The 21,248-nt window shown below is 72.0% G+C and carries 18 protein-coding genes; 7 read left to right on the top strand and 11 right to left on the bottom strand.

The genetic code is table 11. The features are described 5' to 3' along the window. The first annotated feature begins 499 nt into the window (after window positions 1–499). Window positions 500–1,351: an SAM-dependent methyltransferase gene (locus E1298_RS00390; protein WP_131888679.1), complete on the top strand. Its 852-nt coding sequence runs from the start codon at window positions 500–502 to the stop codon at window positions 1,349–1,351. 271 nt (window positions 1,352–1,622) lie between these two features. Here the strand turns inward: E1298_RS00390 and E1298_RS00395 are convergent, their stop codons facing one another. Then, entirely contained in the window at window positions 1,623–1,886 is a 264-nt protein-coding gene (locus tag E1298_RS00395; protein WP_131888680.1) for a hypothetical protein, read from the bottom strand. On the opposite strand from E1298_RS00395, the gene E1298_RS00400 reads away from it, so the two are divergent. Further along, the gene (locus tag E1298_RS00400; RefSeq protein ID WP_131888681.1) at window positions 1,887–5,819 is read left to right on the top strand and encodes a WD40 repeat domain-containing protein; all 3,933 of its coding nucleotides are present in this window, start codon (window positions 1,887–1,889) and stop codon (window positions 5,817–5,819) included. Between the two features lie 56 nt (window positions 5,820–5,875). On the opposite strand, the gene paaK is transcribed toward E1298_RS00400, so the two are convergent. The 4 genes from paaK to E1298_RS00420 are packed head-to-tail and all read right to left on the bottom strand — an operon-like array spanning window position 5,876 to window position 10,431. Then, a complete protein-coding gene (gene paaK / locus E1298_RS00405) occupies window positions 5,876–7,171 on the bottom strand; it encodes a phenylacetate--CoA ligase PaaK (RefSeq protein ID WP_131888682.1) in 1,296 nt (431 codons plus the stop codon). After that, complete coding sequence (locus tag E1298_RS00410) at window positions 7,168–8,154, bottom strand: aldo/keto reductase (protein WP_131888683.1); 987 nt, start codon at window positions 8,152–8,154, stop codon at window positions 7,168–7,170. The genes paaK and E1298_RS00410 overlap by 4 nt, the downstream gene beginning before the upstream one ends. 16 nt (window positions 8,155–8,170) lie before the next feature. Then, a complete protein-coding gene (locus E1298_RS00415; RefSeq protein WP_207944367.1) occupies window positions 8,171–8,998 on the bottom strand; it encodes an inositol monophosphatase family protein in 828 nt (275 codons plus the stop codon). Beyond that, on the bottom strand, window positions 8,995–10,431 hold the full coding sequence (locus E1298_RS00420) for an amidase (RefSeq protein ID WP_165975214.1): 1,437 nt from the start codon (window positions 10,429–10,431) through the stop codon (window positions 8,995–8,997). The genes E1298_RS00415 and E1298_RS00420 overlap by 4 nt, the downstream gene beginning before the upstream one ends. Before the next feature lie 94 nt (window positions 10,432–10,525). On the opposite strand from E1298_RS00420, the gene E1298_RS00425 reads away from it, so the two are divergent. Beyond that, window positions 10,526–11,434 carry a LysR family transcriptional regulator gene (locus tag E1298_RS00425; RefSeq protein WP_131888685.1) on the top strand — a complete coding sequence of 303 codons (909 nt, stop codon included), beginning with the start codon at window positions 10,526–10,528 and terminating at the stop codon, window positions 11,432–11,434. 53 nt (window positions 11,435–11,487) lie between these two features. On the opposite strand, the gene paaE is transcribed toward E1298_RS00425, so the two are convergent. Genes paaE through paaZ form a run of 6 tightly spaced genes read right to left on the bottom strand, consistent with a single transcriptional unit; the run spans window position 11,488 to window position 17,342 of the window. Next, complete coding sequence (gene paaE, locus E1298_RS00430) at window positions 11,488–12,633, bottom strand: 1,2-phenylacetyl-CoA epoxidase subunit PaaE (protein WP_424923045.1); 1,146 nt, start codon at window positions 12,631–12,633, stop codon at window positions 11,488–11,490. Window positions 12,634–12,635: 2 nt separating this feature from the next. Further along, complete coding sequence (gene paaD / locus E1298_RS00435) at window positions 12,636–13,121, bottom strand: 1,2-phenylacetyl-CoA epoxidase subunit PaaD (protein WP_279497406.1); 486 nt, start codon at window positions 13,119–13,121, stop codon at window positions 12,636–12,638. Beyond that, window positions 13,118–13,972: a 1,2-phenylacetyl-CoA epoxidase subunit PaaC gene (gene paaC, locus E1298_RS49230; RefSeq protein WP_131888687.1), complete on the bottom strand. Its 855-nt coding sequence runs from the start codon at window positions 13,970–13,972 to the stop codon at window positions 13,118–13,120. The genes paaD and paaC overlap by 4 nt, the downstream gene beginning before the upstream one ends. A 7-nt stretch (window positions 13,973–13,979) precedes the next feature. Continuing rightward, a complete protein-coding gene (gene paaB, locus E1298_RS00445) occupies window positions 13,980–14,264 on the bottom strand; it encodes a 1,2-phenylacetyl-CoA epoxidase subunit PaaB (protein ID WP_131888688.1) in 285 nt (94 codons plus the stop codon). After that, on the bottom strand, window positions 14,264–15,280 hold the full coding sequence (paaA, locus tag E1298_RS00450; protein WP_131888720.1) for a 1,2-phenylacetyl-CoA epoxidase subunit PaaA: 1,017 nt from the start codon (window positions 15,278–15,280) through the stop codon (window positions 14,264–14,266). Before paaA ends, paaB begins: the two co-directional genes overlap by 1 nt. Before the next feature lie 22 nt (window positions 15,281–15,302). Next, window positions 15,303–17,342: a phenylacetic acid degradation bifunctional protein PaaZ gene (gene paaZ / locus E1298_RS00455; protein ID WP_131888689.1), complete on the bottom strand. Its 2,040-nt coding sequence runs from the start codon at window positions 17,340–17,342 to the stop codon at window positions 15,303–15,305. A 174-nt stretch (window positions 17,343–17,516) separates the two neighbouring features. On the opposite strand from paaZ, the gene E1298_RS00460 reads away from it, so the two are divergent. The 4 genes from E1298_RS00460 (at window position 17,517) to E1298_RS00475 (ending at window position 21,219) form a co-directional block, all read left to right on the top strand. Continuing rightward, entirely contained in the window at window positions 17,517–18,170 is a 654-nt protein-coding gene (locus tag E1298_RS00460) for a TetR/AcrR family transcriptional regulator (protein ID WP_341770584.1), read from the top strand. 210 nt (window positions 18,171–18,380) lie between these two features. Then, window positions 18,381–19,184: an ABC transporter ATP-binding protein gene (locus E1298_RS00465; protein WP_131888691.1), complete on the top strand. Its 804-nt coding sequence runs from the start codon at window positions 18,381–18,383 to the stop codon at window positions 19,182–19,184. Beyond that, complete coding sequence (locus E1298_RS00470) at window positions 19,181–20,134, top strand: ABC transporter permease (RefSeq protein ID WP_131888692.1); 954 nt, start codon at window positions 19,181–19,183, stop codon at window positions 20,132–20,134. Before E1298_RS00465 ends, E1298_RS00470 begins: the two co-directional genes overlap by 4 nt. Continuing rightward, on the top strand, window positions 20,131–21,219 hold the full coding sequence (locus E1298_RS00475) for an ABC transporter substrate-binding protein (protein WP_131888693.1): 1,089 nt from the start codon (window positions 20,131–20,133) through the stop codon (window positions 21,217–21,219). Before E1298_RS00470 ends, E1298_RS00475 begins: the two co-directional genes overlap by 4 nt. Window positions 21,220–21,248 lie beyond the last annotated feature (29 nt).

The raw sequence follows: 21,248 nt of genomic DNA on the forward strand, positions 1-21,248 counted from the left end.
GAACCCACCGACTCCGATGGGTAGTTCCTTGATAACACATTGTTCCCTGCCGTAGTTGACAGAGTGCCCCCGGTGCGCTGACGGCCAAACATTCCGTCGCGGTCGACTTGCGACCGCCCCCGGGCGCGGCGACCTGGCCGTCCATTTCCGTGGCGGTTAAGTCGCCGGCATGTCAGGCGATGGCAAGACTGCGCCGGTGACACGTAAGGTGGACAGAAATTCTGCCACCGTCTCTCCACACTGGTGCAATGATTCGCGCAGTTCTCGGCATGGCTTAAATTCCCCCTCAAGGCAGCCCACTCTTCCGGCAATCTGGGACAGTCCCACACAGGACCGGATAGTGCGGCCATAGCTGGCATATCGCCAGCCGACGCGGCCCCTGCCGCGGCCGCAGGCCGGTCGCGGCCATCCGGCCGGGTTCCGCGGGCAGTCGCTTACGCGCCGTGCCACAGGAACGTAAGGTTCTCTCAACCGGCCAAGAGCCTTCGAGGAGTCGACAATGCCCGCTTCCGGCCCATCCCCCCGCGACCCGTCCGCGAATCTGCCTCCCGACCTGCCTCAATACGCCGCGGATCGGTTCCGGACCGACATCCCTTCCCCGGCGCGGGCGTGGAACTACTGGATGGGCGGCAAGGACAATTTCGAGGCCGACCGGGTGGTCGGGGACGCGATCGCGGCGATGAACCCCGAGGTCCTCACGATCGCCCGAAAGTCCCGGTTTTTCTTGATCCGCGTCGTTGAATACCTGGCGCGCGAAGCGAAGATCCGCAACTTCCTGGACATCGGTGCCGGGCTGCCCGCCGAGTCCAACACCCACGAGGTCGCCCAACGGGTCGCGCCTGAAGCCCGCGTCGTTTACGTCGACAACGACCCGATGGTGCTCGCGCACGCGCGCGCGCTGATGCGGGGAACCACTCCCGAGGGCGTCACCGACTACCTTGACGCCGACTACCACCACCCCCAGCAGATCCTCGAACAGGCCGCCAACGTCTTGAACTTCAACCAGCCGATCGGGGTGATGTTCATGGGCGTGCTGGGGTTCTGCCAGGACTACGACACCGCCAGGCGGCTCGTAGCCGACACCATGGCGGGTGTGCCGCCCGGCAGCTTCCTGGCGCTGTGGGACTGCACCGACACCTCTGCGGCCGCCAAGCGCAGCACCGACAGGTACGCCGCGTCCGGGACCCTGCCCTACATCCTGCGCAGCGTCGAGCAGATCGACGGCTTCTTCGACGGCCTGGAGAAGATCGAGCCGGGCACGGTCTCCATCACGAGGTGGCGGCCGGACCCCGCCGAGGGCGGCGAGCCCGCCCACGTCCACGGTTACGGCGCGGTGGCCCGCAAGCCTTAGGCGACGGGGCGCGGACCTCGTCTCGACCGCGTGCCTGCCGTTAAGATCCTTTACTGCTCAATGCCCAACTATCTACCTAATTTGTACTAGGTCGGCGGCAAATGATCGTGGCCGATGGCGGCCTTTCGTGGTTTTCCCGGTGCTCGGATGCTGATATCGCCATGTGGACCAGGACGCGCGGGGCGGTCATTCGGAGTCGATGCGCGCCGGAGTGCGGGCGCGGGTGGCTCGGTTGGCGCCCGCGGCAGGCGCCGGGGCACGCCGGTGGTCTTCACCGGTGATGATCGGCGTATTGTCGGCGGGCGCCTTCGGCCCATTGCTGGCTTCCGAAGCGGGCATCGCGGCGGCGGGAATCGGAGCGATCACCGCGGTCGGCGGGAATGTGCTGACCGATGTGGTGAAAGCGGCAGTCGCGCGGATCGGTGGTGATCGGCCTTCGGCCGAGGATCTGGAAACGGAGGTGGAGCGGCGGATTCAGCGGGTCCTGGAGGCCGGTGGGGAGCACGCTGAGCAATTGCGCGGTGAGATCGCGCACGTGCTCAGTGAGATCGGAGCGGTCGGTGCCGCGATCGAGGCCGCGGTGGAGACCGGTGACCGTGAGCTTCAGGCCCAGCTGGCCGTCGCGCTGGCGGCCGTGGGCGAGGAGTTCTCCGAATTCGGTTTCGTGCTGGACGATCTGCGGGTTCAGCTGGGGCGGATCCGCGAGGGCGTCGATCGGCACAGTGCCGAGCTCCAGGTGTCGGTGGGGTTGCAGTACCGGCAGGCGACCGATATCCGGCTGCTGCTGGAACAGGTCGCGGCGATCGAGCGGCGGACACGTCCGCGCGCCGCCCGGCGCGACGATCGCGGGCCCGCGTGGAGTGAGGGGAGCCCGTACCGGGGCCTGGCGCCGTTCGGAGAGGCCGACGCGCAGGTCTTCTTCGGACGCGAGCTCCTGACCGCCCAGCTGGTCGCCGTCCTGTCGCGGCGGCCGCCCTGCTCCGGGCCGCTGATCGTGACCGGCGCGTCGGGTGCGGGCAAGTCCTCGCTTCTGCGGGCCGGGCTGATCCCCGCGATCGGCCGGGGCGAGCTGTCGGGGGCGGCCGCGGACTGGCCCCGGCATGTGCTCGGCCAGCCCACCCGTTCTCCGCTGACCCGGCTGGCCACGCTGCTGGCCGGGCTGGCCGGTGTCGACGCGCCGACCGCGCTGCGCGGCCTGACCGCCGATCCCGGTAGCGCGGCCGCGCTGGCCCGCCAAGCCGTCGAGGTCGATGCCCGCCGCCGCGGCGTCCCCGCCGAGGCCGCGGCCGCCGCCCGCCTCGTCCTAGTCGTGGACCAGTTCGAGGAGATCTTCACCTCGGACGAGACGGAGCGGGAGCGGGGTGAGCGCTCCGGATTCATCACCGCCCTGCACGCCGCGGCGAGCGTCCCCAATGGCGCCGGCGGCTCCCCCGCCGCACTGGTGGTGATCGCGGTGCGCGGCGACTTCATCGACCGGTGCGCCGGGTACCACGAACTGACCGCCGCGCTCCAACAGGACCCCTTTGTCGTCGGACCGATGTCCGACACCGAGTTGAGGCGCGTCATCACCGGCCCCGCCGACGCGGCCGGGCTGGACGTCGAGCCCGGCCTGGTCGACGCGATCCTCGGCGAGCTGAACGCGTCCGCGGGCCGTCCCGCCGGCCGTCACGACGCCGGTGCCCTGCCGCTGCTGTCCCAGACCATGCTGACCGTCTGGGAGCACCGCGACGGCGACCGGCTCACGAGCAGGGGGTATGCGCGCACCGGCGGTGTCACCCGAGCGGTGGCCACCAGCGCCGACGCCGTCTATGACGCCCTCACCGAACCTCAGAGGATCGCGGCGCGGCAGATGTTCCAGATGCTGACCTCCGTGTCCGCCGACGGAGCCCTGGCCCGCCGGACGGTCGGACGCGCCGACCTGCACGCGAACCGCACCCGCGATGAACGCGCCGACCTCGACCATGTCCTGGAGTCCTACGCGCGGGCCCGGCTGGTCGTGGTCGACGGTGATCGCGCTCAGATCGCCCATGACGTCCTGCTGCATGCCTGGCCCCGGCTGTCGGCCTGGCTGGAACCCGACCTGACCGGGCACGTCCTGTACGGTCAGCTCCGCGACAGCGCCGAGGACTGGGACCGCCGCGGCCGGCCCGCCTCCTATCTGTACCGGGGTGAGCAACTGGCGGCCGTTCGCAACGCCCGGGCCCGCTGGCGCGCCGATCCCGGCCGCTACCCCTCGCTCACCCCGGCCGAGGACGACTTCCTCGCCGCCGGCATCCGCGCCGAAGCCCGCAGCGGCAGGCGCCGGCGGGCCGTCCTGGCCGTTCTCGCGGCGCTCGTCGCGGCGGCCGTGACGGCGGCGGTCATCGCCGTCGACGCCCAGCGGGCCGCCGACCGCGAACGAGACCTCGCCCTCTCCCGGCTGGTGGCGGCGCGCGGCGATCAGGTCCGCGGCAGCGACCCGGTCGTGTCCGGGCTGCTGGCCGCCGCGGCCTGGCGCTACGCGCCGACCGGCGAGGCCCGCCACGGCATGGTCGCGGCCCTGGCCACACCGGCGCGCGCCGTCCTGAACGGCCGCGTCGGCGCGGTCTTGGCAATCGCCTTCCGCCCCGACGGTGCGAGCTTGGCCATCGGCGGCGAGAACGGGACCGCTCAGCTCTGGGACACCTCCACCCTGCGTCCCACCGGCCACCCCCTCACCGGGCACGCCGCCACCGTCTGGCCCGTGACCTTCAGCCCGGACGGGACGGTCCTGGCCACCGGCGACGGCGACGAAACGCACCCGGGGCTCATCCGGCTGTGGAGCACCGCCACAGGGCGGCAGATCGGTGCCGCGCTCGCCGGTCACACCGGCGAGATCCTGGCCATGGCCTTCAGCCGCGACGGTGGGACCCTGGTCACCGTCGACTCCGACTGGAGCATCCGCACCTGGGACACGGCCCGCCGGCGGCCGATCGGCGAGCCGATCAGGGCAGGACGGCCCAGGGCCGCAGCCGACGAGCTCACCCCCATGGCACTAAGCCCGGACCGCAAGATCCTCGCCATCGGATACGCGAACGCCGAGACCGTCCAGCTATGGGACATGGTCCACCGGCGGCCGATGGGAGCACCATTCAAGGTCAAGGGCTTCAGCGGCGGTGTCGCCGCGATGGCGTTCAGCCCTGACGGCGAGTTCCTGGCCACCGGCGGAAGCGACGACGGGCGTTCCGGCGGGACCGTACGGCTGTGGAGGACGTCCACGCACCGGCAAGTGGGTGCCCCCATCAAGATCGGCGGCTCGCAGGCCCACGTCGAGGCAGTGGCGTTCAGCCCCGATGGGAAGAGCCTGGCCACCGGTGGCCAGGACGGCACCGCGCGCCTGTGGGACACCACCACCCGCAAGCCGATCAGCATCCCGTACAGAGGCCACACGAGCGGGATACAAATGGTGGCGTTCAGCTCCGACGGCACGGCCCTGGCCACCGGCAGCCTGGACGGGACCACGCGTCTGTGGGACACCACAATCTGGCGGCAGACCGGTGAACCGATCCCGATTCCCATGGCACGCAGCGGGCCCGGCGCGGTGGGCCTGAGCCGGGACGGCGGGACTCTCGCCCTCAGCGGCGTCCGGATCGAGTCCAACAGCGGGTCCGTCCTCAACGGGACCGCACGATTGCTCGATACCGCGACCGGCCGGCCGATCGGCGCGCCGCTGGCCATCAACGATGTCGGCATGGTCGATGCGGTGGCGCTCAGCCCGAACGGCAGGATCCTCGTCACGGCCGGCGCCAGCGGCGTGGTCGGTTCCGGCACCGTCGTCGAGCCGAAGGTCCGGGCCTTCGATATGGCGGCCCGACGGCGGTTGCCGCTCGGCGACACCGGCGACGCGGGCGGTTCCGGCGGAATAGCGTTCAGTGCCGATGGCAAGGTCCTTGCCGTCCAGGGCACCCATCTCCAGTTGTGGGACACCACCACCTTGAAGCTGATCAGTAAGCACGAGGTCACGGATGCCGCCAAGGGCGGGGCCTCGTCCATGGCATTCAGTCCCGACGGCAAGGTCATTTTCGTCGCCGAGGCGGACGAGACGGGAACCGGCACCATCCGGCTGTGGGACATCGCTTCCTGGCGCCAGATCGGTGATCCGCTCAAGAGCGGCACCGCCCCCACCGCGATCGCCGTCAGCCCGGACGGCGCGACGCTGGCCATCGGCGACAAAGACGGTGGCCTCCGGTTGTGGGACGTCGCGACCCGGCGGCAGCTCGCAGGTCCGCTGCCCAGCGACGGCACCGGGGCACTTCGAGCACTGGCATTCGGTCCCGACGGCGGCACGATCACCGCGGCCGGTTACGAAGGAGCCGTCCGGTCCTGGCGGATACCCCTGCCCAGCGATCCGCTGCGTTCGGTGTGCGCCCTCGCCGGCCGGTCCCTCACCGAACAGGAATGGCGGCAATACCTGCCCGAAGGCGAGCCCTACCAGCGCACATGCGGATGAACCGCGCCGGGGCACCTCGGAATGCGAGCTGGTTGCGAGTCACCGATGGCGAGAGGTCAGTGGCGGGGCGGGCGTTCGTCGACGATGCGGCGCATCTTGCCGGCGGAGCGCTCGATGCTGCCGGGGGCGACGACCTCGACGCGGACGCTGACCCCGATCGTGCTCTTGACCAGCCGCCGGACGTGCTCGCCGGCCGTGGCCGCCGAGGTGATCGTCGCAGTCTCGCGCCGTTCCACGCGCACGGTGAGCTCGTCGAGGACGCCCGATCGTGTCAGGACGCACTGGAAGTGGGGCGCGAGTTCGGCCGTGGTGAACAGCAGCTCCTCGATCTGGGTGGGGAAGAGGTTCACCCCCCGCAGGATGATCATGTCGTCGGTCCGGCCGGAGATCCTGTCCATCCGGCGCATCGGACGGGCGGTGCCGGGGAGCAGCCGGGTCAGGTCGCGCGTGCGGTAGCGGAGCACCGGCATCGCCTGCTTGGTCAGCGAGGTGAGCACCAGTTCCCCCTTCCGGCCGTCCGGCAGCGCCTCGCCGGTCACGGGATCGATGATCTCGGGGTAGAAGTGGTCCTCCCAGATGTGCGGGCCGTCCTTGGTCTCGACGCATTCCTGGGCCACGCCCGGCCCCATGACCTCCGACAGCCCGTAGATGTCGACCGCGTGCACGCCGAGGCGTTCTTCCATTTCCCGGCGCATCCCGTTCGTCCACGGCTCGGCGCCGAAGATCCCGATGCTCAGGGACGTCGAGCGGGGGTCGATGCCCTGGCGCTCCATCTCCTCGATCAGGACGAGCATGTAGGAGGGGGTGACCGAGATGACGTCCGGCCGGAGGTCCTCGATCAGCCGGACCTGGCGTTCGGTCATTCCGCCGGAGACCGGGACCACGGTGCACCCCAGCTTCTCGGCGCCCGCGTGGAGGCCGAGGCCGCCGGTGAACAGCCCGTAGCCGTAGGCGTTGTGCAGCCGGTGCCCGGGCCGTCCGCCGGCCGCGCGGATGCTGCGGGCGACGACGCTCGCCCACGTCTCCAGGTCGTCGCTCGTGTAGCCCACGATGGTGGGCCGGCCGGTGGTGCCCGAGGACGCGTGGATTCGCGCTATCCGCTCTCGCGGGACGGCGAACATCCCGAACGGATAGTTCGTCCTCAGGTCGTCCTTGCCGGTGAGCGGAAGCCTGGAGAGGTCGGACAGCGCGCGGATGTCATCGGGGTGCGTTCCCGCCTTGTCGGAGGCGGCCCGGTAGTGGGGCACGTTCTCGTAGGCGTGCCGCACCGACCAGCGCAGCCTTTCGAGTTGCAGAGCGCGCAGTTCCTCGACGGTCGCCGTCTCGATCGGTTCCAGGCCCTCTGCCGTCATCGGCCGGCTGCCCGCCGGGGAAAGATGCCGGAGATCTCGGCGTGCTCGTCGCCGTCGAGCCTGATGCCCATCGCGTCGTGGACGGCGTCCCATTGGGCGGACGTCCTCGGCGCGACGATCGGCGCGGTGACCGCCGGGTGGTCGCGGAGCCAGGCCAGGGCGAGGCCGGAGACGCTGGTCGAGCGCTCCTTCGCCCTCTCCCGGAGCGCAGCGACCCTTTCCAGGTTCTCGGGCGAGTGGAAGCCCTTGTAGTACAGGTCGCCGGCCACCGCGATCCGGCTGCCCGCCTCCGGGGACGCTCCGTCGAGATACCGCTCGGAGAGCACTCCCCCGGCGAGGGGGGAGAAGGGCGTGTACGCGAGTCCCTCGGCGACCACCAGGGGGAGCAATTCCGCCTCGTCGCCACGGTCGAGGAGATTGAGGCGGTTCTCGACGACGACGGGCCGGTGAAGGCTCTTGGCGTCCGCCGTCTGAAGAATGGTCTCCAGCTTCTGGCGGTCGACGTTGCTGACGCCGTACGCCCCGATCAGTCCGGATTCCTGGGCGCGGGTGAACGCCTCCAGCGTCTCCTCGATCGGCGTGCCGGGGTCCGGGACGTGCGACAGGTAGAGGTCGACGCGGCCCAGGCGCTCGATGCTCCGCGCAAGCCGCCGCTCGATGTGCGGACGGGAGAGGTCGACGCCGCGGGAACCGTCCGGCCTGCTGATCAGGCCCACCTTGGTGGAGACCACGAAGTCCTCGGGGCGCCGTTCGTGCAGCCACCGTCCGACGGTCTTCTCGCTTTCTCCGCCGCCGTAGGAATCCGCGGTGTCGATGATGGTGATGCCGAGTTCCCGCGCCTCGTCCAGGCGCTGGAATCCCTCCTCGGGACTCAGGCCGTGGGCGCGTGTGCTCGCGGACGCGCCGACCCCGCCGATCGAACCGGCGCCGAAGACGAATTCGCTGATCTCGAAACCGGACGTGCCAAGAGTGGTCCTGTTCATGGTCGGGTCCTCTTTGTCAGCTGATCGTGGAAAGGGTCTTCACCGCGGCCGCGTGGAGCGCCGGGGTGGTGGCGAGGAAGTCGTCGCTGGCGAGGCTCCAGGGCCTGCCGCGCGTGTCCGTGACGACGCCGCCCGCCTCGGCGACGAGCAGGGCGCCCGCGAGCAGGCCAGAGCGCACCTGGCTGAACTGCCAGAACGCGTCCATCCGCCCCGCGGCGACCTCAAGCAGTTGCAGGGTCGCCGGAACCGACACCCGGATCACCATGGCGGCGTGGAGCATCGCCGTGACGGACGCGCCGATACGGCGGAACGCCTCGGCCGACTCGCCGGGCTTGGCCTGGCCCGTCCCGACGAGCGCCCCGTCAAGGCCCGTCTTCGGCGAATGGCGCAGGCTCACCCCGTTGAGGAACGCGCCGCCCGCCTGGACCGCACTGTAGGTCTCTCCCGTCAATGGCAGATGAACGGCGGTGAGCACGGGGATGTTGTCGCGCACGAGCGTGGCGGTGACGCCCCAGTCGCGCATGCCGTGAACGTGGTTGATGTTCCCCTCGACGGGGTCGGCCACCCACCATTCGCCTTCGGGGAGGGCGCCGCTCTCCAACTCGTCGTCGACCCAGCCGGCGCCTGGCCGGAGCCGCGTCAGTCCCGGTTTCAGGATGTCGAGCGAGGCGTCGTCGTTCGCGTAGATGGCGGCCACCACATCGTCCCGCCCGGCGAGGCGGGGCGTGGTGGTGAACCGTTCGAGCATCTGCGTGCCGGCGTCCCGCACGACCGCGGCGACCTTCGCCACCAGCGCCTGGTCGCCGGCCCGGGCGGGGTTCAGGCCCCCGAGCACCGCGCTCACGCGGAGCCCACCGGCTCGACGGGGGTCAGCAGGCCGGAGCGGGCCTCGATCACCTCGGCGGCGGCGAACACCGCGTCCTCGTCGAAGGGCCGTCCGATCACCTGGACGCCGACGGGGGCCTTGCCCGCCGTGGGGGCGACGGGCAGGCCGAGGGCCGGGAGCCCGAGGACGGGGACGGACATGAGGGGCCACTGCCGTCCCATCAGCTCCGCCGTGCGCGCGGCCGACTCGGTGTCGGACCCCATGGGGAAGGGCGGCTCGCCGGACACGGGCGTCAGGACGAGGGGATAGCGGTCCATGAACACCGAGATCTCGCGGCGGAGCATGCCCCGGCGGGCCCAGCCGGCGACGAAGGCCGCCAGGTCGACCTCGCCGAACTCCTCCCGGTAGACGGTGTACATGAGGTCGAAGAACCGGCGGAAGTCCTGGTCGCCGACGCGTTCCACCTCCGCCGTCAGCCCGATCGCGAACTCGGTGAGCGCGAGCTGCCACCACAGCCGGGCGGCCTCGCCGAGCAGCGGCAGGTCGACCTCGTCGACCTGGTAGCCGGCGGCGGTGAGCCGTTCGGCGGCCGTCCGCGCGGCGTCGACGCTCTCGGCGGTGGAGGAGCCCCGCAGCCCCGGCCCCCCGGGATCGGTGACGACCGCGACCCGGGGACGGCCCTCGCCGGCGTGGGCCCGGTCGGGCCGGGGCACCGCGCGGGGATCCCTCGGGTCGTAGACCTCCATCGCCCGCAGGCCCAGGCGCAGGTCGGCGACGTTCCGCGCGAGCGGACCCTGTTCGACGAACGCCTGCACCGCCATGGGCGGGTCGTGGGACGGCGATCCCGCCCACGCCGGTACGCGTCCGGGGGTCGGCCTGATGCCGGCGACCCCGCAGCACGCGGCCGGGTAGCGGATCGAACCGCCGATGTCGCTGCCCTGGGCGAGCGCGCACATCCCGACGGCCACGGCGGCGGCCGCGCCGCCGCTGGAGCCGCCCGGCGTCACCGCCGGGTCCCAGGGGTTGACCGTCGCCCCGTACAGGTCGCTCTGCGTGGTCCACCGGGTGGCGAACGGCGGGCAGTTGGTGCGGCCGACGAAGATCGCACCGGCGCCGAGCCAGCTCGCCGCCTGCGGGTCGGTCTCGGTCGCGATGTGGTCGGCGTACGCGGCGACGCCCTCGGTGGTGGGCAGGCCCGCCAGGTTGGTGTTCACCTTGAACGTCACGGGCACCCCGTGCAGCGGGCCGACCGGATGGCCGTGGCGGAGCCGGGCGTCGGCCTTCCGCGCGGCGTCCAGCGCCTCGTCCTCGCGCACCTCGACCAGCGCGTTCACCCGGGTGTTGACGCCGGCGATCCGGGCGAGCGCCGAGCGGGTCGCCTCGACCGCCGAGAAGGCGCCGGTGCGGACCCCGCGGGCGATGTCGGTGGCGGGCATCTGCCAGATTTCCATGCTGCGCTCCTTGGCCTCGCCTTGGTTCAGCCCGACACTAAGGCGGCGCCTGGATACTGGCCAGTGCATCTTTGCTACGGCTAGATTTACTCTGGTGCATCTAGATTTGAACCTGCTGACGGCCCTCGACGCGTTGCTGGAGGAGAACAGCGTCGCCGGCGCCGCGGAGCGGCTGAACCTGTCGGCCCCCGCCCTGAGCCGGACCCTCGGACGGATCAGGCGCATCACCGGCGACCAGATCCTCGTGCGCACGGGCCGCACGATGGTCCCGACACCGCATGCCCTCGCGATCCGCGGCGAGGTCCACGACCTGGTGCAACGGGCCCGCGAGGTGCTCGAACCCGAACGCGGGCTCGACCTGGCCACCCTCAACCGGGTGTTCTCGATCCGCGGCCACGACGCCGTCACGACCGCGATCGGGCCGAGCCTGCTCGCCGCCGTCCGCGAGCAGGCCCCGGGCGTGTCGATCAGGCTGCTGGCGGAGGCCAGCAGCGACACCAACGAGCTGCGGCACGGCCGCGTGGACCTGGAGATCGGCTCCACCGAGCCCGACCTCCCGGAGATCAGCCACGCGACGATCGGGCACGACCGGCTCGTCGCCGCGCTCAGGCCCGACCACCCGTGCGCGGACGGCGACCTGACCGCGGAGCGGTTCGCCCAGGCCGACCACATCATCGTCTCGCGGCGCGGCCGGCTGAAGGACCCGATCGACGAGACGCTCCAGGGGCTGCGGCTGCGGCGCCGGGTCGTCGCGTCCGCGCCGACGAGCACGGCGGCGCTGTATCTGGCCGCCGAGAGCGGGCTGGTGGTCGCGGTGCCCGAGCACGTGTGCGAGCCGACGCTGCGCGTGCTGGGCCTGCGGACCCGGCCGCTGCCGTTCGACCTGCCGCCGGTCCCCCTCGTCCTGGCGTGGCATCAGCGCTACGACAACGACAAGGCGCACGCGTGGCTGCGCGGCCGCATCCGGGACGCCCTCGCGTTCTACGAGCAGGTCACCGCGTAGGCGTCCGGGCGTTCGGGTGCCCGGTTGTCCGGGCGGCCGTGGAGCATGGGGCGTCAGCCGTCGTAGTCGATCGTGAGCCGGGCGGTGGACGGGATGGACTGGCAGGTCAGGACGTAGCCGTCCGCCACCTCGGCGGGGTCGAGCGCGAAGTTGCGGCGCATGTCGACCCCGCCCTCGACGACCCTGGCCCGGCACGTGCCGCAGACGCCGCCCTTGCAGGCGAACGGCAGGTCCGGGCGTACCCGCTGCGCGGCGTCCAGCACGGTCGTCTCCCGCGGCTGGGTCACGGTGGTGGAGCGCCCGTCCAGGACGATGGTGACCTCGCTCGCGGGGCCGCGCGGCGCGGGTCGCCTCCGGTCCGGTTCGGGCGGCACGTCGTCCACGTGGAACAGCTCCTGGTGGACGCGGTCGCGCGGCACGTCCAGGCCCGTGAGGACGTCGCGGGCGCCGGTGACCATGCCGAACGGGCCGCACAGCCACCAGTGGCCGACGTCGCGGACGGGGACGAGCAGCGGCAGGAGGAGCCGCAGCCGGTCCGCGTCCAGCCTGCCGCTGAACAGCTCGGCCTCGCGCGGCTCCTGGGACAGCACGTGCGCCAGCGCGAACCGGTCGGGATGGGCGTCCTTCAGGTCGGCCAGCTCGTCGGCGAACATGACGGTGTCGCTGCGCCGGTTGCCGTACAGGACCGTGACGCGGCTGGACGGGTCTGCCAGGGCGGACGCGGCGATCGACAGGACGGGCGTGATCCCCGAACCGGCGGCGATCAGCACGTGGTGCGTGCCCCGGTGGTCCTCGGCTCGCCGGTCCTTGAGGTCGTCCGCGCCGAGGACGAAGGTGCCCGACGGCGGCAGGGCCTCGATGACGTCGCCCGGCCGCACCTCGTGGACCAGCCAGGACGAGAACAGCCCGGACGGGATCTCGCGGACGCCGATGCGCGGCGCCGCGCCGGCGGGCGCGCAGATCGAGTAGGAGCGGCGCTCCTCCCGTCCACCGACGACGCGGCGGAGGGTGAGGAACTGGCCGGGCCGGAAGGCGTAGGCGTCCGCCAGGGCCGGGGGCACGTCGAAGGTGACCGCGACCGCGTCCTCGCACAATCGCTCGACGCCCGCGACGCGCAGCGCGTTGAAGCCGCCGCGGCGCGCCGCCGCCGCGGTGCCGGGCACGGTTCCGGCGACGGGCACGGTTTCGGAGACGGGCACGATCAGATCTCCTTGAAGTGCTCGAACGGCTCCCGGCAGGCGCCGCAGTGGCGCAGGGACTTGCAGGCGGTGGCGCCGAACCGGGACAGCTCGGTCGTGTCGGACGAGCCGCAGCGGGGGCAGCGGACCCGCCGGGTCGGCCCCAGGCTCAGCGGGATCGGGCCCGCCGCCCGGCGCGGCGCCGGTCCCGGCGGCGCCACCCCGGCCGCCGCCAGCTTGCGGCGCCCGGACTCGCTGATCCAGTCGGTCGTCCAGGGCGGGTCGAGGGCGGTACGGACGCGGACGTCGGGGTAGCCCGCCGCGCCGAGCCGGGCGCGCAGGTCGTCGCGCATCGCGTCCAGGGCGGGGCAGCCGGTGTAGGTGGGGGTGATGGTCACCTCCACGTGGCCGGCCGCCACCCGGACGTCCCGCAGGACGCCGAGCTCGGCGAGCGTGACCATGGGCAGCTCGGGGTCGGTGACGGTCTCGGCGACCGCGCGGGCGCTCACCACGTCGCCCCGGGGTGCGCACGGGCCACGCCTTGCAGCTCGCCGAGCAGGTCGTCCAGCGCCGCGGAGTGCGCACCGCCGCGTCCGGCCACGAAGGGCGGCACGGGTGCGGGACGGTCGAGGCATGCCCTCGACAGCACCTCGCCGATCACCTGGTCGAACTCTTCGCGCACGCCGGACGGGTCGGCGCCGATGCCCGCCCCGTCCAGCCGCCGCTCGATCTCGTGCGTGCCGAACAGCTCGCCCGTCTGCGGCCAGAGGGCGTCCAGCGCCCGCTGCGCGCGGTCGTGGGACAGCTCGGTGCCGTCGCCGAGCCTGATCGTCCACAGCGCGGCGTGGTCGCGGTGGTAGGCGACCTCCTTGACGCCCTTGGCGGCGATGGCGGCCAACACGGGGTCGCGGGAGGCGGTGAGGCGGTCCAGCAGCGCCAGCCGCCAGGTCGCGAAGAACAGCAGCCGGACGATCGAGTGCGCGAAGTCGCCGTTCGGGGTCTCGACCAACCCGACGTTGCGGAACTCCGGCGCGTCTCGGAAGTAGGCCAGCTCGTCCTCGCTCCCGCCGGCGCGCGACAGCAGGAGCCGCGCCTGGCCGAGCAGGTCCAGCGCGATGTTGGCCAGGGCGACCTCCTCCTCCAGCTCGGGCGCGTGGGTGCACAGCTCCTGCAGCCGGTGCGACATGATCAGCGCGTCGTCGCCCAGCATCAGGCAGTACGCGGCGAGGTCGGCGGGGGCGGTCCCGTCCGGGACGGACGTGTCGACGCCCGCGAGCGGGTCGTGGAACCGGGCGCGGTACGCCTGCGGGCCCTCGCCGCCCGCCTCGGCGAGCGCGGAGAGCGCGTTGTCAAAGGACATGGGATCCTCACATGTGCGGAACATCCTCGGGGATGTCGTAGAACGTCGGATGCCGGTAGACCTTGTCGCCGCTGGGCGCGAAGAAGGGGTCCTTCTCGTCCGGGCTGGACGCGGTGATGCTCCGCGCCTCGACGACCCAGATGCTGACGCCCTCGCCGCGCCTTGTGTACAGGTCGCGGGCGCTGCGCAGGGCCATCGTGTCGTCGGCGGCGCGCAGCGACCCGACGTGCACATGGTTGAGGCCGCGCTTGCCCCGGACGAACACCTCGTACAACGGCCAGTCCTTCTCCATCACACCGCCTCTCTCCCGGGCTTCTCCACCGCGTCGTCCATCGCGCCGCGTTCCCGCCGGGCCTGCTTCGACGCGTGCGCGGCGGCCGCCTCGCGCACCCAGGCGCCGTCCTCGTGCGCCGCGCGGCGCACCGCGATGCGCTCCGCGTTGCACGGGCCGTCGCCGCTGATCACGCGCTTGAGCTCCGACCAGTCGATCGCACCGAAGTCGTGGTGCCCGCGCTCGGCGTTCCACCGCAGGTCGGGATCGGGGAGGGTGACGCCCAGCGCCGCGGCCTGCGGGACGGTCATGTCCACGAACCGCTGCCGGAGCTCGTCGTTGGTGTGCCGCTTGATCTTCCAGGCCATCGACTGCGCGGTGTGGGTCGAGTCGGCGTCCGGCGGGCCGAACATCATCAGCGACGGCCACCACCAGCGGTCCACGGCGTCCTGCACCATCTCCCGCTGCGCGGGCGTGCCGTCCATCAGCGCCATCAGCAGCTCGTAGCCCTGCCGCTGGTGGAACGACTCCTCCTTGCAGATCCGGATCATCGCGCGGGCGTAGGGGCCGTAGGAGCTGCGGCACAGGGGCACCTGGTTGCAGATCGCGGCGCCGTCCACCAGCCAGCCGATCACGCCGACGTCGGCGAACGACAGCGTCGGGTAGTTGAAGATCGACGAGTACTTCTGCCGCCCGGAGACCAGCTTGCCGGTCAGGTCCGTCCGGTCGGCGCCGAGCGTCTCGGCGGCCGAGTACAGGTACAGCCCGTGCCCGGCCTCGTCCTGCACCTTCGCCAGCAGGATCGCCTTGCGCCGCAGGGACGGCGCGCGGGTGATCCACTCCCCCTCGGGCTGCATCCCGATGATCTCGGAGTGCGCGTGCTGGGCGATCTGCCGGATCATGGTGGACCGGTACTTCCCGGGCATCCAGTCGCGCGGCTCGATGCGCTGGTCGCGCTCGATCGTCCACTCGAACAGGGCCTGCACCTCGGCCGTGCCGGTCTCGCCTCCGGCCGTGCCGGTCGCCTCTCCCCGCATGTCGGTCACGTCTCCGGGCATGTCACCGTCCCCCCGGTCGCTTGGCCACGAGGGTCAGGACGTCGTACGCGGCGACGACCGCGCCGTCCTGCCTGGTGACCTCGGTGTCCCAGCGCACCTCGCCGTAACCGGCGTCCTCGCGCGGGGTGATCTGCTTGGCGGTGAGCGTCACGGTCAGCTCGTCGCCCGGGAACGTCGGCGCCAGGAACCGCAGGTTCTCCAGGCCGTAGTTCGCCAGGACGGGACCCGGCTCGGGCGAGACGAACAGCCCGGCGGCGAATGACACGACGAGGTAGCCGTGCGCCACCCGGCCGCCGAAGAAGGGGTTGGCCTTCGCCGCCTCCTCGTCCATGTGGGCGTAGAAGGTGTCGCCGGTGAACTCCGCGAAGTGCTCGATGTCGTCCAGGGTGACGGTGCGGGGCCCGGCGACCACCGTGTCGCCGATCGTGAGTTCCTCAAGGTGCTTGCGGAACGGGTGCACGTCCGCCCGCGTGCGCGGCGCGCCCGCCGTCCAGCGCCCGGTGATGGCGGTGAGCATGGCCGGACTCGCCTGCACCGCCGTCCGCTGCATGTGGTGGACGACCCCGCGGATGCCGCCCATCTCCTCGCCGCCTCCGGCCCGCCCGGGGCCGCCGTGGACGAGCATGGGCAGCGGCGACCCGTGCCCGGTGGACTCCCCCGCGTCCTCGGAGTCGAGCACCAGCAGCCGCCCGTGCCAGGGCGCGGCGCCGAGGACGACGCTGCGCGCGAAGCCGGGGTCGGCGGTGACGACCGAGCCGACCAGGCTGCCCCGGCCCCGGGCGGCGAGCGCGACCGCCTCCTCGGCGGTGGTGTACGGCAGCAGCGTGCTGACCGGGCCGAACACCTCGATCTCGTGCGGCTCCGCGCGTCCCGGGTCGTCGGCGCGCAGCAGGACCGGGGAGACGAACGCGCCGCGCTCGGCGTCGGCGTCCACGACCCGCACGGTCTCGGGGTCGCCGAACACGATCCGGCCGCCCGCCAGCAGCGCCTTCAGGCCGCGGCGGACCTCCTCGCGCTGCTCCAGCCCGGCGAGGGCGCCCATCCGCACGTCCGGGCTGGACGGGTTGCCGACCGTCACCCCGGCGAGCCGGCCGGCCACCGCGTCGGCGACCTCGGCCATGAGCGGGGCCGGGACGAGGGCGCGGCGGATCGCCGTGCACTTCTGGCCGGCCTTGACCGTCATCTCGGTGACGAGCTGCCCCACGAAAAGATCGAACTCCGGGGTCCCCGGACGGGCGTCCGGGCCGAGGATCGAGCAGTTCAGCGAGTCGGCCTCGGCGTTGAACCGGACGGACCGGCCGATCACGACCGGGTGGGCGCGCAGCTTCCGGGCGGTCGCCGCGGAGCCGGTGAAGGCCACCAGGTCCTGCTCGGTCAGATGGTCGAGCAGGTCCCCGGCGCCGCCGCAGACGAGCTGCACGCTCCCCTCGGGCAGGATGCCCGACTCGACGATCAGCTCGGCCAGGCGCGCGGTGAGGTAGGCCGTCTGGCTCGCGGGCTTGATCAGGCTGGGCATCCCGGCGAGGAAGGCGGGGGCGAGCTTCTCCAGCGGCCCCCACACCGGGAAGTTGAACGCGTTGATCTGGACCGCGACGCCTTGCAGCGGCGTGAGGATGTGCCGTCCGGCGAAGGTGCCGCCCTTGCCGAGCGGCTCCACGTCCCCGTCCAGCAGGACGGTGTCGTTGGGCAGCTCCCGCTTGCCCTTGCTCGCGTAGGACAGGAGCACGCCGATGCCGCCGTCCACGTCCACCCGCGAGTCGGCGAGGGTGGCGCCCGTCCGCGCCGACAGCGCGTACAGCTCGTCGCGGTGCTCGCGCAGATGCAGGGCCAGCGCCTTGAGGAGCAGCGCGCGCTGGTGGAACGTCAGCTCCCGCAGCGCCGGGCCGCCGGTGCCGCGGCCGTGTGCGAGCGCGGCCGCCATGTCGATCCCGGCCGAGGAGATCCCGGCGATCTCCTCGCCGGTCACCGCGTCCCTGAGCGGTGCGCCGCCGTCCGGCGGAACATGCCAGGCACCGGACACGTAACTGCGCAGCGGAGCCATCCGCGGCCCTCCCCGTCGTCTCGACGACCCGATTTAGTGACCGTCCATTCGGTCAGTATATGCGGGCCGTGCCGGGCTGGGAAGGTGCCGTGGAGCGGCGCGGCCCCGATCGCGCGGCGCCGCGCGCCGGTGCGCTCGGCTGGGAGGACCCGGCAGGCTGGGATACTGGCCGACGTGAGCGACGCGGACGGCAGGCAGGCGGCCCGGCGGGGACGTCCCGGCTACGACAAGGAGTCCCTGCTGCTGGTCGCGGTGGAGGTGTTCAACGAGCGCGGCTACGACGGCACCAGCATGGAGGAGCTGTCCAAGCGGCTCGGGATCACCAAGTCCGCCATCTACCACCACGTCACCCGCAAGGACGAACTGCTCCAGCTCGCCGTCGACCGCGCGCTCGACGGGCTGTTCGCCGCCGCCGACGAGGCCGCGGCCATGGACGGGCGCGCGGTCGACCGGCTGGAGCATCTCGTGCGGGCCAGCGTCACCGTGCTGGTCGAGCGGCTCCCCTTCGTCACGCTCCTGCTGCGGGTGCGCGGCAACACGCCGGTCGAGCGGCGCGCGCTCGCCCGCCGCCGCGAGTTCGACCGGCTGGTCGCCGCGCTCGTCGCGCGGGCCGAGGCCGAGGGCGACGTCCGGCCCGACATCGACCCGGCGATCACCGGGCGGCTGCTGTTCGGCCTGGTCAACTCGCTGGTCGAGTGGTACAAGCCGCACGGCGGCGCGACCGGCGCGCACATCGCCGACGCCGTCTGCAAGGTCGCCTTCGACGGCCTGCGGCGCCGCCCGGACGCCGCGCGGACGCCGCCGGAGCACGCCGCCGCGGGCGGCTGACCAGAGGAACCCCGACCGCCGTCCCATGGTTGCGTCTCAGTAAATCAACGCGTATCAAGCATGCATTTGTGGTTGCTTGTCGTGCCGTCTTAAGTTGGCCGGACCGACGTGTTGCGAACGGGCGATCCGTTGGCCTCGACCAAGGAGGCACGCATTAGCACCACACCGGGAAACCCGAATTCCGCGCAGGGCGCCAAGGTCGGCCAAGGCGTGTCCACGGATGTGCCCGCGGATTTCTCCACGGGCGCGGCGGTGCGGCTGCGCGGGGTCGGCAAGAGATTCGGCGGCGGCGTCGAGGCGATCGGCGGCCTGGACCTTTCGGTGGGTTCCGAGGAGTTCGTCTCGATCGTCGGATCGAGCGGCTGCGGCAAGTCCACCCTGCTGCGGATCATCGCGGGGCTCGTCCCGAACACGAGCGGCTCGGTCGAGGTCCACGGCGAGCCGGTCGTGGCGCCCCGGCGGGACGTCGGCATGATGTTCCAGCGGCCCGCCCTCCTGGCCTGGAAGACCTCCCTTGAGAACGTGCTGCTCCCCGTCCGGATGCGGCGCAGGGTCGAGGACGACGACCTCCGCGAGGCCATGCGGCTGCTCGGCCTCTTCCACCTCGAAGGCTTCGAGCACCACTTCCCCCAGCAGCTGTCCGGGGGCATGCAGCAGCGGGTCGCCCTGGCCCGGCTGATGATGACGGGCGCCGGGGTCCGCCTCCTCGATGAGCCCTTCGGCGCGGTCGACGAGCTGACGCGCGAACTCCTGAACCTCGAACTGCTGAGGATCCACGAGCGGACGGCGTCGTCCACGATCTTCGTCACCCACAACATCACCGAGGCCGTCCTGCTGGCGGACCGCGTCATCGTGATGACGCCCAGGCCGGGACGGATCGCGGCCGATGTGGCCGTCCACCTGGAGCGGCCGCGCTCGCTCAAGATGACCTACTCCCCCCGGTTCCAGGAGATCGCTCTGACGGTGCGCGAGGGCATCCAGCTCCCCCAGGCCGATCGACGGCGAGGAGAGTGATCGGATTGATCCGGCAGTCCAAGAGCCCGGCACCACCCGAGCCGCCCGCGCGGGGGGCGGCGCCGTCCGGACGCGGCCGTGTCCTCGCCCCGTTAGCCCTCTTCGCGATCGTCCTGGTGGTCTGGGACCTGGCGAACACGCAGGGCTGGGTCAGCGACCTGATCCTGCCCCGGCCCGGCGCCGTCGCCGTCGCGGCCTACGACCTCTTCTCCACCGGACTCGTCTGGGAGCATCTGGGGACGACGCTCTACGAGACGCTGGCCGGTTTCGCCCTCGCCGCGCTCCTGGGGATCGGCTCGGCCGTGGCGGCGGGATCGTCCCCCCTGCTCAGGAAGATGATCTACCCGTACGCGGTCACGCTGCAGGTCCTGCCGATGCTGTCGATCGTCCCGATCCTGATCTCGGCGTTCGGCTTCGGTTCCACCTCGAAGATCGTCATCGCCGGGCTGATCTCCTTCTTCCCGATCTTCGTGAACGCGCTCACCGGGCTGCTCACCCCCGACCCCGACGCCGAGGAGCTGTTCCGGTCGCTGCGCGTCGGCAAGAAGAGGACCTTCGTCCACCTGCTCCTCCCCACCGCGGCGCCGATGATCTTCGCGGGGCTGCGGATCGGGCTCACGCTGGCCCTGGCCGGCGCGGTCGTCGCCGAGGTCGTCTCGGCGCAGAAGGGGCTGGGGTTCCTCGTCCAGCGGTACAGCTCCCAGCTCAACCAGGACGACGCCTTCGCCGTGGTCGTGGTCCTGACCGCGATGGGGCTCCTGCTCTACGGCGCCATCGGGTGCGCCGACCGCACCTTCGTCTTCTGGCGCCACGCCGGGCGCCTGCCGTCCAGGACGAGGAGCCGGGGAAGGCGCGTCCGCCGGCGGCTCTCGGGAGACCCGGCGGAGCACGACGCCACGCGGACGGCGGCATCCGCACGACCAGCGGCTTCGGAGGAGAGGACCCCATGAGGAGACCACGGTCCAGGCGACGCGCATGGCTCGCGGGCGGCCTGGTCGCCGCGCTGCTGGCCACGGCCTCGTCCGCCTGCGGCGGCGGGGGCACGACCTCGGACGGCGCGGACGGCAGGCTCACGCTCGCCACCCCGGCACCGAACTCGCTGTTCACCTTCAACGAGGTCATCGCCGAGCGGCTCGGCTTCTTCGCGGACGAGGGCCTCACGGTGAAGCTCGCCCCGGTGACCGACAACATCCCGATCGCGGGCCTGGTGCAAGGCGGCAAGGCGGACATCGGCCTCGTCGCGGCGACCGACGCGATCGCGGCGGCGCTCAGGACCGACGACCTGCGAATGCCCTATGACGAGCGGACCGGCGGGAACGGATTCCTCGTCGGCCTGGTCGTCCCGGAGCGCAGCGGTATCAAAGGGGTCGCCGACCTCAAGGGGAAGAACGTGGGCCTCGCCTCACCCGACCAGGACCGCGCCTATCTCACCGCCTCTCTGGAAAAGGCGGGGCTGAAAATCGGCGACGTCGACACCACGGTCGTCGGGCCGGGCGGCCCATCGGTGGCGCGGACGCTGGAATCCGGGCGCATCGCGGCCTACGCGGGGACGCTCACCGACTTCTTCGCCTTCGACGAGGCCGGACTGCCGGTACGGGACATCACCCCCAAGGGCCTCGAAGGACTTCCCGTCGGCGGCTACCTCGTGCGGGCGCAGACCCTCAAGAGAGGCGACGTGCTGGTGCGATTCTTCCGGGCCCTCGCTCGGGCGACGTTCGCCGGCCTTCAGCGCCCGAAGGCGGCGGAGGCGGCAGCGCGGAAGGCGGCGCCCGAGGAATGGAGCGACCCCAAGAAGTCCAGAGACCTGCTCAAGGCGCTTTCCGCGACCCTGGTCCCCTTCGACGGGAAGAACTTCGGTGAGATCAAGCCGGCTCGGTGGAACAATGCCCAGAGGCTCCTCCTCCAAGCCGGCGTGACCGACCGCTCCCTGGACCTCAAGAACTTCCTCGTGACCGACATCCTGCAGAAGGTCAACGCCTTCGACCGGACGGCCACCCTGGCCAAGGCGGACAAATGGCTGGCGCAGAACGGATGAGCCGCCCACTCACAACACCCTTCCCAACC

This window comes from Actinomadura rubrisoli (genome assembly GCF_004349215.1).
Classification (GTDB): Bacteria; Actinomycetota; Actinomycetes; order Streptosporangiales; family Streptosporangiaceae; genus Spirillospora; species Spirillospora rubrisoli.

Coding starts and splice junctions, on each gene's coding strand:
- E1298_RS00390 (WP_131888679.1), top strand. CDS start 500: ATGCCCGCTTCCGGCCCATCCCCCCGCGACCCGTCCGCGAATCTGCCT.
- paaK (WP_131888682.1), bottom strand. CDS start 7,171: ATGACGGCAGAGGGCCTGGAACCGATCGAGACGGCGACCGTCGAGGAA.
- E1298_RS00410 (WP_131888683.1), bottom strand. CDS start 8,154: ATGAACAGGACCACTCTTGGCACGTCCGGTTTCGAGATCAGCGAATTC.
- E1298_RS00420 (WP_165975214.1), bottom strand. CDS start 10,431: ATGGAAATCTGGCAGATGCCCGCCACCGACATCGCCCGCGGGGTCCGC.
- paaC (WP_131888687.1), bottom strand. CDS start 13,972: ATGTCCTTTGACAACGCGCTCTCCGCGCTCGCCGAGGCGGGCGGCGAG.
- paaB (WP_131888688.1), bottom strand. CDS start 14,264: ATGGAGAAGGACTGGCCGTTGTACGAGGTGTTCGTCCGGGGCAAGCGC.
- paaA (WP_131888720.1), bottom strand. CDS start 15,280: ATGCGGGGAGAGGCGACCGGCACGGCCGGAGGCGAGACCGGCACGGCC.
- paaZ (WP_131888689.1), bottom strand. CDS start 17,342: ATGGCTCCGCTGCGCAGTTACGTGTCCGGTGCCTGGCATGTTCCGCCG.
- E1298_RS00475 (WP_131888693.1), top strand. CDS start 20,131: ATGAGGAGACCACGGTCCAGGCGACGCGCATGGCTCGCGGGCGGCCTG.